The organism is Leyella stercorea, assembly GCF_021531655.1.
Map to the genome: position 1 here is coordinate 1 of NZ_JADYUF010000044.1, position 12,225 is coordinate 12,225.

Genomic DNA, 12,225 nt, shown 5'->3' on the forward strand with positions numbered 1-12,225 from the left:
CTTTTATTGGTTTCATAATTTACTTTTTCTATAAAACGGAAAAATAACCATATTAGTACTGATATATATATATAAATGATTTAGATCACTTACTTATAAATAATTTAGATCACTTACTTAGAAATAATTTAGATCACTTACTTAGAAATATATTTTTATTTTCTATCTATGCATTTAACTGAAAAACCTTTAATAAACTGTTTTGAACTTTTATAAATGTCTTAATGTGTCTACAAAGTATGCTTCTTTTGCTTTCATTTTTTCGCAGAAGTCTGCATAAGATGTTTATCTATCTGATTTCTGCTGGTTGTGCTTCGCCGGCTTCACCTTCCAAGTTTATGGTGGTTTCCACCGTTGGCTTGGGTGTAACAGGCAGTTCCGTATCACAATAAGCTTGATGCATACTCCCAGTACCGTTTTCAGTACCACCTAACTGATACTGGAGTTTCATATAGGTGGTACTGGAGTTTCACTTATATGGTACTGGAGTGTTACTTATGTGGTACTGACAAAGAACTTATATGCATAAAATCAGGCATCCCAATTGGTGTGTTCCTCGTATTTAAGGTAAATTGCATAATTTATGGCTTCTTTTTCAGAATCAGGCTCCAAAACTTGAATTACTTTTAGCGATGAGTTTTCCTTCCTTCTCCAGTGCGTGCCATATTGAATAACGCGCCTCGGGATTTATACGTTCAATCTCCTCAAAGACACGTCGCATATCGGTTCGATTGGAAAGTGTTTCGTACGGACAATTCTTTATTTGCTTTTCGTAACCGCACAGCTCTGCATATTCCTTGATGTCACTCTCCTTCGCAAGACACAACGGACGGATTATTGTCAATGGCATCTTTTTCATCTGCATTACAGCAGGCATCGTAGAGAATGAGCCTTGATAGAATTGGTTGAGCATGGTGGTATGAATGATGTCGTCCATATGATGGCCGAGAGCAATCTTATTGAAATTGGCTTCTTGAGCGAAGCGAAAAAGTGATTTACGACGATGCCATGAGCAAAGGAAGCAGGCTGGTTTGTCCGTCTTTTCTGTTTCTCTGAATTCCGTAGTGACGATGTGTAGTTTCACTCCATGTTCATTCGCGAAGCTTTTCAAATAGGATGTGTCCGACTCGTAATGGATATTCTTCATGCGTACATGTACAGCTTCCACCTCTATTTGTGGCTTGAAAATACGCTGTCGACGTGATAACATATCAAGCAGGCACAACGAGTCTTTTCCACCAGACAATCCGATGAGAATACGATCGCCATCCGCAAGCATAGAGTATTCGGTGAGTGCCTTTTGAAATTGCCTGTATATCAGATGATTAAGAATCTGTTCGCGTGTTCGCATGTATAGTGAAATATAATAAAAGACTGATTATCAAATGCCGTTTACTTGAAAACAAGGTAAACGGCCGCAATAATAAAAACAAATGCAAGCAGGTGATTCCATTTCAACGTCTCACCCTGAAACATAATATTGGCAATAAGTGCGAACACGATAAGACTAATGCACTCTTGTACCACTTTCAACTGAACGAGCGAAAACGGGCCTCCATTTCCTTGGAAACCGATGCGATTGGCTGGTACCTGACAGCAATACTCAAAAAATGCTATTCCCCATGAGAAAATAATGACACCTATCAATGGCCAATGGCTTGACACGCCTGTCTGCTGAAGCTTCAAATGGCCATACCATGCCAATGTCATGAAAATATTAGAGAGAATAAGTAGAATAATGGTGTAGAATCCTGACATATTAGTTTTTTTTTTATAAAAGCCCCACCCCGAACTCTCTCTACAGGGATGGGTCGGGGGTAGGGCTTCGTTTTTGTTAATTATCCTTTCAATCTCTCGTCCATGGCTGCAGCCGCTCTACGACCGTCGCCCATAGCGAGGATTACAGTTGCTCCACCGCGTACGATATCACCGCCGGCAAATATCTCAGGGCGTGAGCTCTGCATCTGTTCGTTAACAGCGATAGTGTTCTTACGTCCAAGTTCGAGTCCCTTTATAGAGTTGGGTACGAGAGGATTGGGCGATACGCCTACTGCTACGATTACCTGATCTACCTCGATAGTTACGGTCTTGCCTTCTATTGGTACTGGTTTGCAGCGTCCGCTTGCGTCTGGTTCGCCCAGTTCCATAACCTGAAGCACGGCAGCCTTTACGGCTCTCTTTTCGTCAGTAATATACTCTATTGGATTGTGCAATGTGAGGAAGTTGATACCTTCTTCTTTTGCGTGCTTCACCTCCTCAAGACGTGCTGGCATTTCTGCCTCCGAGCGACGGTATACGAGTGTCACGTCACCACCAAGACGCTTAGCTGTACGGCAAGAGTCCATCGCGGTATTGCCACCGCCTACAACCAGCACATGTTTGCCTATATTGATAGGGGTATCTGTGAGAGGATTGGCTGCATCCATAAGGTTCACACGTGTCAGGTATTCGTTCGACGACATGATGTTCAAGGCATTCTCGCCCTTTATACCCATAAAGTTGGGTAGACCGGCACCTGAACCAACGAATATTCCCTTGAAGCCTTCTGCCTCAAGCTGATCTGTGGTTATTGTTTTGCCGATGATGCAGTCGGTAGTGAATACTACGCCCATCTTCTTCAGGTTCTCAATCTCTACGTCAACGATGCGGTTGGGCAGTCGGAACTCAGGAATGCCGTATTTCAGTACACCGCCAATCTCGTGCAATGCCTCGAATACGTGTACTTCATAACCCATTTTCACCATGTCGCCTGCAAAGCTCAATCCCGAAGGACCGCTACCTACAACAGCTACTTTTATTCCGTTCTTTGGTGCCATATCAGGGATGGCGATGTTTCCGCTCTCACGCTCAAAGTCGGCTGCGAAACGCTCCAGATAACCGATAGCTACGGCAGGCTCGTTCATCTTCAGATGGATACACTTGCTCTCGCATTGTTTTTCCTGCGGACAAACGCGACCGCATACTGCCGGTAGGGCAGAGGTGCTCTTCAACACCTTGGCAGCAGCCAGGAACTGTCCGCGCTCTATGTTCTTTATGAATGAGGGGATATTGATATTTACCGGACAACCTTCAACACAGGCTGGCTTGCCACAGTCGAGACAGCGGTGAGCCTCGCGTACAGCCATTTCCTTTGTCAGACCCTTGTTTACTTCCTCAGTACGTGTAGTTGCACGATATACCGGGTCGAGTTCGGGCATCTGTACACGCTCTATGGCTTTGCGTTCGGCAGGCTTCATGGCTGCGCGCAACTCCTTTCGCCATTCAGCGTTACGATTGGTGAGTTGCTCTATTGTCTCATTGGTAGGTTCTACGTCCATGCAAGTGGCGCATCCTGTTGCTTCAACCTTCTTCTCTACACCACGCAAATGTTCCTCGTAGTGTTCCATTTCCTCACGCTCTGCATCACGGAATGTACCCATACGCTTGAACATTTCATCCCAATCGACAAGTGCTCCGTCAAACTCCGGACCGTCGATGCACACAAACTTGGTCTTACCTCCAATAGAAAGGCGGCAAGCACCACACATACCGGTGCCATCAACCATAATCGTGTTCAATGAAACTTCAACTGGGATATTGTATTTCTGAGCCATGAGGCAGCTGAACTTCATCATGATAGGAGGGCCTATGGCAAATACCTTGTCGACATGTTCTTCCTGATTTATGAACTTCTCGATACCAACAGTAACAACGCCCTTTTCGCCATACGATCCGTCATCGGTCATTATGATAAGTTCGTCGCTGCTCTGACGTACCTCATCCTCAAGAATGACAAGGTCTTTGCTACGTCCTGCAATAACCGACAATACTCGGTTGCCCGCAGCTTTCAAGGCACGAATGATAGGAAGCATTGGAGCTACGCCAACACCACCACCTGCACATACTACAGTACCGAAGTTTTCTATATGAGTAGGATTGCCAAGCGGACCTACAACGTCTGTGATATAATCGCCTTCATTAAGACTGCACAGCTTTGTTGACGAAAGACCTACTTTCTGTACAACGATAGTTATCGTGCCGCGCTCAATGTCGGCATCGGCAATAGTCAGAGGCACGCGCTCGCCATTTTCGCCAACACGTACAATGATAAAATTGCCAGCCTTACGGCTTTTTGCAATCAATGGAGCTTCAATCTCAAAAAGATAAACCTTCTCTGAGAATTGTTTTTTCAGTACGATTTTGTTCATGTGTAGTAATCTTATTGTTTTAAGTTAGGTTTGATAAAAGGGTATTAGTGTTAAAATATAGAAAAAAAGAAGTCAAGGAGTCAGAAATTACTGACTCCTTTTATTCTTTAATTCTGTCAGCAGACTAATTAATTTGTCTGAAAATTTGCCTGCTGATTAGAAATTCTTGTCATCGAGCATATCGAATCCGCAGTAAGGAACGAGTACCTTCGGTACACGGATGCCTTCCGGAGTCTGATTGTTTTCGATAATGGCTGCTACGATACGCGGAAGAGCAAGTGCTGAACCGTTGAGTGTATGACACAACTCTATCTTTCTTGTCTCAGCATTGCGGTAGCGACAATGCAGACGGTTGGCCTGGTAGCTCTCGAAGTTAGAAACTGATGATACCTCGAGCCAACGCTTCTGGGCTGCGCTCCATACTTCGAAGTCGTAGCAGATGGCAGATGTGAAACTCATATCTCCACCGCACAGACGGAGGATGTGGTATGGAAGTTCAAGCTTCTTGAGCAATCCCTCTACGTGTTCAAGCATTTCGTCGAGCGACTGGTATGAATGCTCTGGCTTGTCAATACGTACGATTTCAACCTTGTCAAACTGATGCAGACGGTTCAAGCCGCGTACGTCCTTGCCGTACGAACCTGCCTCACGACGGAAGCAAGCAGAGTATGCACAGCGCTTGATAGGCAGATCCTTCTCGTCGATAATCTCGTCACGGAAAATGTTGGTAACTGGAACCTCGGCTGTAGGGATGAGGTAGAGGTTGTCGAGCTGACACTGATACATCTGAGCTTCCTTATCGGGAAGCTGGCCTGTGCCATAACCTGAAGCTTCATTGACAACATACGGTGGTTGTACTTCAAGATAGCCGCTCTTACGAGCCTCATCAAGGAAGAAAGCTTCAAGAGCACGCTGCAGACGAGCCATTTTGCCAATATAAACAGGGAAACCGGCACCTGTAATCTTCACGCCGAGATCGAAGTCGATAAGATTGAACTTCTTGCAGAGGTCCCAGTGGCAAAGCGCATCTTCGGGAAGGTTTGGTATTTCGCCACCTTCCTTTACCACTACATTGTCGCTTGCGTCCTTGCCTTCAGGAACATCGTCGTTAGGTATATTTGGAATGGTGCAAAGCTTGGCTATAAGGTCTTTCTCAGCTTGCGCTTTAGTTTCTTCCAATGCCTTGTTATTCTCCTTTATTGCTGCAACCTTAGCCTTAATTTCGTCGGACTCCTGCTTGTTGCCCTGTTTCATAAGAGCACCAATCTGAGCCGCCATCTTCTTGGCTTCTGAAAGATTTCTATCAAGTTCCTGCTGTGTCTCACGACGACACTTGTCGATAGCGAGAACTTCATTTATGGCTTCCTCTGCACCTGCAAAGTGCTTCTTGTTCAAGCCTTTGATAACACGTTCAGTTTCCTCACTGATGAGTTTAAGTGTAAGCATATGCTAAATAGTTAAATATTAATATGCGTTGTGTATGTTATAATTCTATTCAAGATACAAAATTACACAAAAAATCTTTTTACGGCAATATTTAACTCTTGTTTTTTGGGGATGATGGATTATAAAGGTTAATATAATACGGAATGTAAAGAGCAATTAATAATTCAAGAACTTTTTTGCCAATTGTATAAAAGCATTAATCCCAATCTTCAAGTTGTATGAAGATTGGGATTAATATGTTTGTTTGGAATAGTTTTTTTTTTATTTTAATTAAGCCTCAGCTTCGGGTATTACGGAAACAGTGCTCTTGTCGTTACGACCCTTGCGGAAGTTAACGATACCGTCAACCAATGCATAGAGAGTGTCATCCTTGCCAATACCTACATTCAAGCCCGGGTTGTGCTTTGTACCACGCTGGCGAACGATGATGTTGCCTGCAATGCACTTCTGGCCACCCCAGATCTTAACGCCTAATCTTTGAGAAGCTGATTCACGTCCGTTCTTAGAACTACCTACACCTTTTTTATGTGCCATTTCTTGTTCCTCCTAAAATTTAAGCGATTACCTCTTTGATTGCTATCTCTGTGAACTGCTCACGGTGACCGTTCTTCTTGCGATAGTCCTTGCGGCGCTTCATCTTGAAGACGATAACCTTGTCACCCTTAACGAGGGGATTTACAACTTCACATACAACTTTTGCACCTTCTACGGCAGGTGCACCTACCTGTACTGAACCTTCATTGTCAACAAGCAGTACCTTGTTGAATTCAACAGTCTGGCCTTCCTGAGCGTCCTTGATGTGGTGAACGAAGAGCTTCTTGCCCTGCTCTGCCTTAAACTGCTGACCGTTAATCTCTACGATTGCGTACATTTAAAAAATAATATAAACGGGTTTTTCCGTGAGGCGAACAACGTCGTGCTGTTACTTTTTCGAGCCTCGGCGGATTAAATCGGCTGCAAAGGTACTAATATTTTATGTAGAAGAAAAATGCAACAGATTATTTTTCATATTGTTTAACAAAATATAATAGAAAAGGTGTGCATAATGTGCACACCCTTTCTATTGCATTAATATATTAAGCCAATAATTTCATTACAGCTTTTTGAACACATTCTTCATCTGTTCGCCCAGTCCTATAGTATAGCCTTGCGATGAGAACACCACACGGTTGAATGTGTCTGCAATGATAAACATAGGCATCTGAGTCTTATTCTGCAGTTTCATTTCACGTGCAATCTGTTCACGTATTGCACCATTTTTATCAATGGCGTACTGTACTGTAGAAGGCAAAGACCCAAATTCATCTTTCTGGAACTTCTTGGCATCGGCCTCACTCTCAAAGAGCAGAACAACGGGACGGCCCCATGATTCGAATGCCGCACGTTCCTTCTCTATGTCGTGCAATGCATGGTTGGTAGGCTCCTGGCCGACACCAAGAACGGCAAGGATATAGTAGCCACGACCTGTCTGCGAAAGAATACTCACGTCTTTACCATCCTTGTTTATAATCGACTCCGAGTTAAACTGACCGATTACACTCACGTCATTAGCATCGTGACGTATGTCAAGCGGTAGGGTAGTGGTCTTGCCTTCTTCGATGTTGAAGAAACGTGTGGCCGCAAGTACGCTACCACTAGCCAGTCGTGTACCAGTAGTGAGCATATATGTACCCGTGTCGAACGAGTAGCCATTCTTGAATGTGTTGCTCCAGCAGGTACCATTGCCCATGTCTGCCTGACCCTCTTCAAAGTTCATCAATTTTGGTGAACCATTTACAATTCGACTGATTGTGAAGTGGTTGTAGTACCTAGGGTCATCAAGAGATGCCGACGGCTTGTATGTGAGTACGAGTTTGCCAGTAGGAGCTGCAGCCTGCTCTTTCGACTCAAACTTAACGTCCATCCACTTTCCGTCTTTCATATATTGCACTTTGCCAGTAATTGCATCTTTGCGGGCCTCAATACCAAGACTACGGGCTACGTCTACGAAGAATATGTCGCGTGAGCGCTCATCGGTTGTTTTGGATTCCATTACGCCTACTGGTGTCTGTGCAATATGCAATGCGTTATACTCAGGAGCTATGCGTAGGTTTTTGTTTATCCAAGAAACAAGCGCTGTTGGGTCTTTGCGGAACATGTCGGCTGTCTTGCCAGCAAAGGCCTTTTCAAAGTAGTTCTTGAATGGTATTGAGATCATCTCATCTTCCACACGAGGCGACAACTGATTAGTCTTGGCTGTGAAATTGTCTTCGAGAATTTCCATTGGAATGTCACGCAAGTCCTTGTCACTTAGTGTTGAAAGAACTCCGAGTGCACGCTTCTCATTATCCTTGTGCCGAGCCAGGAAGTCGATGATGGTCTGCTTGTTGCCACGTGACTTAACGAGATATTCTGTAGCGCGAGGATTGATTTTTTCCGCTTGTTCCTTTGTAAGGAATGTTGCTGTGTAAGCTTTACGTATTGAGTCCTCGTAAGCAAAGCGTCGGTTGTTCTCCTTACGCATTTCATCACTTACATACGGAGTCTTAACGTTCTCAACCGGTGGTACGATATTGAATGTTTCCTCATCGAATGAAGTCTTCGACTTATCCGACAGAACGCTGTGATTAAGGGTTATTGTCACAATGTTGTCTTTGCCAAACGAGGCCTTGCTGTAACCGTATTTTCCGTCTTTGGAAGCCCAAATCAGCAAGTCACCCTTACCAGCCGATAGTGATGTACGTCCCTGAGCATCTGTTCGCTTGGTCACGGCTGTATAGTATTCCGCGTAGTTGTAAATCTTAAACTCCACCTTTGCTCCGTTTACAGGATTTCCGTCGGTGTCTTTTACTTCAAATTTCACTTCTGCTGTAGGTGCATAGTTGGAAGTAAGATTTATTTCGGTGAAGTTATTTGTACGCAACAGCACTTCCTCCGGGCCGTTGTAGTTGCCGAATACGCGTGTGTGCATAAGCATGGCTCTCGATGCAGGAGCGTTAAACCATCCGAGATTTAACACAGGTTCAGGCTCACAGGCTCCGAGGAAATACCATTTTCCATCAGCCCAAGCTTCTACCCATGCATGATTGTCATCGGTATGTGCCCAACGCGGAGTGTAAACCTGGCGAGCAGGTATTCCCATTGCTCTAAAGGCAGCCACGGCAAATGTACTTTGTTCTCCACAGCGTCCAGTAGCCGTACGTAGGGTCTGCAAAGGCGATGAAGTACGTGCATCTGCCGGTTGATAAGTAACCTTCTCGTGACACCAATGGTTTATTTCAAGAATAGCATCATGCATAGAGAGATTTTTGATGCGTTCCTTCAGTTCATTGTAGAAATAAGCTCGTGAAGCATCAAGCGGTTCATTGTTCACTCTTATTGGCAACACAAAGTGACGAAACAATAGTTCAGGTACATTCTTGCCCCACGCCATTTCATTACGAGCCTTGAACGAAAGGCGCACGTTGTCGGCAAAGAACGATGTTGGATAATCTGTAACGTCTGCCAATGGCATATAGGCGTACAGAAATTTTAGTGCCTCTTCTTCGTCGGCTGTCAGTTTTTCCTTTTGAGTGTTGTAGAATTTTTTTCCTACAGTCTTGATGCGTTGGTTAAACAGATTTTCCATTCCGGCACGGTATTTAGTGTCTGAAATAAAACCACTCTGTGCACCAGCTGTCAATGTTAATGCTAATAATGAAGCAGAGATTAGTATTCCTTTCATTTGGTTTAATTATAATATGTAAAAATAGGAGGGTGCGGCATTAATTGTCCGGCCCTCCTAAATATTCTATCGTTCAGATTTCTTACAAGTCAATCTTCTTAGCTCTACGTTCGTGACGACCACCTTCAAATGGAGTTTTGAAGAATTCGTCCATAATCTTCTCGGCTGTCTTGTTGTCAATAAATCTTCCTGGCATAACGAGAATATTAGCATCGTTATGCTGACGAGTCAATCCTGCAATTTCCGGCGTCCAGACTAAAGCAGCACGTACTCCCTTGTGTTTGTTGAGTGTCATTGCCATTCCTTCGCCGCTGCCACAAATGCCGATACCAGGATAAACATCGCCCTTAGCGATTGCTTCACCCAAAGCGTGTGCGAAATCAGGATAGTCACAGCTCATATCGCTGTATGTACCATAGTCCTTAAATGGTATGTTATGACTTTCAAGATATTCTACTACAAACTTCTTCAATGCGTAACCTGCGTGGTCGCAGGCAATACCTACTGTCTTGATTTCCATAGTTATTAGTTTTATTTGTTAGACAAAAAGTTCTTTACTTCCTTATATACGTTCTCAGCGTTGAAACCAAGTTTCTCGTCGAGCACCTTATATGGCGCTGAGAATCCGAACGACTCCATTCCGTAAACCATTCCGTTTGCACCTACGAGGCTCTGCAGGGTTACGGGCAGACCTGCTGTCATACCGAATACCTTAGCTCCAGTAGGCAAGATGCTCTCCTGATACTCCTTGCTCTGCGTGCGGAACAGACCCTCTGAAGGTACGCTCACGATACGAATCTTGATTCCTTCCTTACGGAGCAACTCAGCACCAGCTACGAGTGTTGAAACCTCAGAGCCAGAAGCGAGCAATATGACGTCAAAGTCGGCATCGGAACCCTTAACTACATAAGCACCCTTGCGAGCCTGCTCATAATCATTACCCTCTGGCAGAGATGTGATGTTCTGACGTGAGAAGATGAGAGCTGTAGGAGTAGACATGTTCTCAATAGCCATCTTCCAGCATACTGTGGCCTCGTCTACGTCTGCCGGACGGAATACGCGTACTGAGTCCTCGCCCTTATGGTTCTTGAGCTTCTCCATAAGGCGAATCTGTGCTTCTTGCTCTACCGGCTCGTGTGTAGGTCCGTCCTCGCCTACGCGGAATGCGTCGTGAGTCCAGATAAACTTGATTGGTACACGCATAAGGGCCGCCATACGGATAGCTGGCTTCATATAGTCTGAGAATACGAAGAATGTTCCGCAAGCCGGAATTACGCCACCGTGCAGATACATACCGATGCATACGCAAGCCATTGTGAGCTCTGATACACCAGCCTGGAAGAAAGCACCGGTGAAGTCATTAGCCTGAAGATTGTGTGTATGCTTGAGGAATCCGTCGGTCTTGTCGCTATTGCAGAGGTCGGCCGATGAAACTACCATATTACCTACCTGCTCTGACAAAACACCGAGGCAAGCAGCCGAAGCGGCACGTGTAGCAGCGTCGCGTTTCTGTACCAACTGGCTCCAGTCTACCTTAGGAGCGTTGCCCGAGAACCAGTCATCCATCTTGGCAGCCAGTTCAGGGTTATGCTTGCGCCATTCAGCTTCTTCAGCGTGGCGTGCCTTTACTATCTCACGCAACTCGGCATTACGGTTAGCGTACAGTTCTTTTACGTCATCAAACACCACAAACGGGTTCTCTACATCGCCACCGAGGTTCTTAACAGTATTTGTGTATGCATCGCCACCGAGAGGAGCGCCGTGTGTCTTAACGCTGTGCTCATAGCTTGAACCGTCGTCCTTGCGTGCGCCCTTTGCCATGATAGTGTGACCAATAATGAGTGTTGGACGCTCCGTCTCCTTGTTAGCAAGGATCAAAGCAGCACGAATTTCGTCAGGGTCGTTGCCGTTGATTTCCAGTACGTTCCATCCCCATGACTCATACTTCATACGTGTATTTTCGTTCATTACGACGTTACATTCGGTAGAGAGCTGAATCTCGTTTGCGTCGTAGAACATGATGAGGTTGTTGAGCTTCAGCAAACCTGCGATACGGCCTGCGCCCTGCGAAACTTCCTCCTGTACGCCACCGTCTGATATGTAGGCATAAATCTTGTGCTGCATCATGGTCTTACCCAGACGAGCCTCAAGGAATTTTTCGGCAATAGCAGCACCTACAGCATATGTGTGTCCCTGTCCGAGCGGACCTGATGTGTTCTCGATGCCGTGCATGATGTCGCGCTCAGGGTGTCCTGGGCATACCGAGCCCCACTGACGGAATGTCTTCAGCTCGTCTATGGTGAACTTGCCTTGCAATGCAAGTGCAGAATAGAGCATTGGCGACATATGACCCGGATCCAAATAGAAGCGGTCACGACCTTCCCATTCTGGCCGTTCGGGGTCGAATACCAAAAACTCAGAGAAAAGGACATTTATGAAGTCGGCGCCACCCATGGCTCCACCGGGATGTCCTGATTTCGCTTTTTCTACCATTGACACGGCGAGCAGACGTATGTTGTCAGCTGCAAGATTCATCAATTCCTTGTTGTTCATATTTATTAGATGTTTAACTTATTCTTTTTGTTAATGTGCAAAGAAGTTTTCAATAATGCAAAGATAGTGTAATTTAAGCGCACTACAAAATTAAAACCGAAAAAAGTTTGATTTTACTTATCTGCATCATACAAAAAAACATAAGTACCGAAGCGGTATTCATAAAAACAAAAAACATAGATTGTCTCACGACAACCTATGCTTTCTTAACCTTAATAATCTAATACCATGAAAAACACATTGCAAAGATAGCTTTTATTTCCATACTTGGCAAGTGTTTATGTCTTATATTAATGATATTATAACATCTTTTAATGATTTACGTCACTTATTTTG

At 44.7% G+C, this 12,225-nt stretch carries 9 protein-coding genes; all 9 read right to left on the reverse strand.

Annotation, left to right across the window (positions count from 1 at the left end):
- Positions 1–601 precede the first annotated feature (601 nt).
- The 9 genes from I6E49_RS11500 to I6E49_RS11540 all read right to left on the reverse strand — a co-directional run bounded on the left by I6E49_RS11500 (position 602) and on the right by I6E49_RS11540 (position 11,889).
- On the reverse strand, positions 602–1,351 hold the full coding sequence (locus I6E49_RS11500) for a tRNA 2-thiocytidine biosynthesis TtcA family protein (protein ID WP_235402426.1): 750 nt from the start codon (positions 1,349–1,351) through the stop codon (positions 602–604).
- Between the two features lie 41 nt (positions 1,352–1,392).
- A complete protein-coding gene (locus I6E49_RS11505; RefSeq protein WP_235402427.1) occupies positions 1,393–1,758 on the reverse strand; it encodes a DMT family protein in 366 nt (121 codons plus the stop codon).
- An 80-nt stretch (positions 1,759–1,838) separates the two neighbouring features.
- Positions 1,839–4,187 (reverse strand): bifunctional dihydroorotate dehydrogenase B NAD binding subunit/NADPH-dependent glutamate synthase, encoded by a 2,349-nt coding sequence (locus I6E49_RS11510; RefSeq protein WP_235402428.1) that lies wholly within the window; start codon positions 4,185–4,187, stop codon positions 1,839–1,841.
- Positions 4,188–4,343: 156 nt separating this feature from the next.
- Positions 4,344–5,633, reverse strand: a complete 1,290-nt coding sequence (gene serS / locus I6E49_RS11515; RefSeq protein WP_235402430.1) for a serine--tRNA ligase — start codon at positions 5,631–5,633, stop codon at positions 4,344–4,346.
- 270 nt (positions 5,634–5,903) lie between these two features.
- Positions 5,904–6,167: a 50S ribosomal protein L27 gene (rpmA, locus tag I6E49_RS11520; protein WP_094879804.1), complete on the reverse strand. Its 264-nt coding sequence runs from the start codon at positions 6,165–6,167 to the stop codon at positions 5,904–5,906.
- Positions 6,168–6,186: 19 nt separating this feature from the next.
- Positions 6,187–6,504: a 50S ribosomal protein L21 gene (gene rplU / locus I6E49_RS11525; RefSeq protein WP_235392856.1), complete on the reverse strand. Its 318-nt coding sequence runs from the start codon at positions 6,502–6,504 to the stop codon at positions 6,187–6,189.
- 222 nt (positions 6,505–6,726) lie between these two features.
- Positions 6,727–9,336 (reverse strand): transglutaminase domain-containing protein, encoded by a 2,610-nt coding sequence (locus tag I6E49_RS11530; protein WP_235402431.1) that lies wholly within the window; start codon positions 9,334–9,336, stop codon positions 6,727–6,729.
- Positions 9,337–9,418: 82 nt separating this feature from the next.
- Positions 9,419–9,856 carry an RpiB/LacA/LacB family sugar-phosphate isomerase gene (locus tag I6E49_RS11535; RefSeq protein WP_235402432.1) on the reverse strand — a complete coding sequence of 146 codons (438 nt, stop codon included), beginning with the start codon at positions 9,854–9,856 and terminating at the stop codon, positions 9,419–9,421.
- Positions 9,857–9,867: 11 nt separating this feature from the next.
- The gene (locus I6E49_RS11540) at positions 9,868–11,889 is read right to left on the reverse strand and encodes a transketolase family protein (protein ID WP_235402433.1); all 2,022 of its coding nucleotides are present in this window, start codon (positions 11,887–11,889) and stop codon (positions 9,868–9,870) included.
- Positions 11,890–12,225 lie beyond the last annotated feature (336 nt).

Excerpts from the sequence above, each read along its gene's own strand:
- I6E49_RS11500 (WP_235402426.1), bottom strand. The coding sequence starts at position 1,351 with ATGCGAACACGCGAACAGATTCTTAATCATCTGATATACAGGCAATTT.
- I6E49_RS11505 (WP_235402427.1), bottom strand. The coding sequence starts at position 1,758 with ATGTCAGGATTCTACACCATTATTCTACTTATTCTCTCTAATATTTTC.
- I6E49_RS11510 (WP_235402428.1), bottom strand. The coding sequence starts at position 4,187 with ATGAACAAAATCGTACTGAAAAAACAATTCTCAGAGAAGGTTTATCTT.
- serS (WP_235402430.1), bottom strand. The coding sequence starts at position 5,633 with ATGCTTACACTTAAACTCATCAGTGAGGAAACTGAACGTGTTATCAAA.
- rpmA (WP_094879804.1), bottom strand. The coding sequence starts at position 6,167 with ATGGCACATAAAAAAGGTGTAGGTAGTTCTAAGAACGGACGTGAATCA.
- rplU (WP_235392856.1), bottom strand. The coding sequence starts at position 6,504 with ATGTACGCAATCGTAGAGATTAACGGTCAGCAGTTTAAGGCAGAGCAG.
- I6E49_RS11530 (WP_235402431.1), bottom strand. The coding sequence starts at position 9,336 with ATGAAAGGAATACTAATCTCTGCTTCATTATTAGCATTAACATTGACA.
- I6E49_RS11535 (WP_235402432.1), bottom strand. The coding sequence starts at position 9,856 with ATGGAAATCAAGACAGTAGGTATTGCCTGCGACCACGCAGGTTACGCA.
- I6E49_RS11540 (WP_235402433.1), bottom strand. The coding sequence starts at position 11,889 with ATGAACAACAAGGAATTGATGAATCTTGCAGCTGACAACATACGTCTG.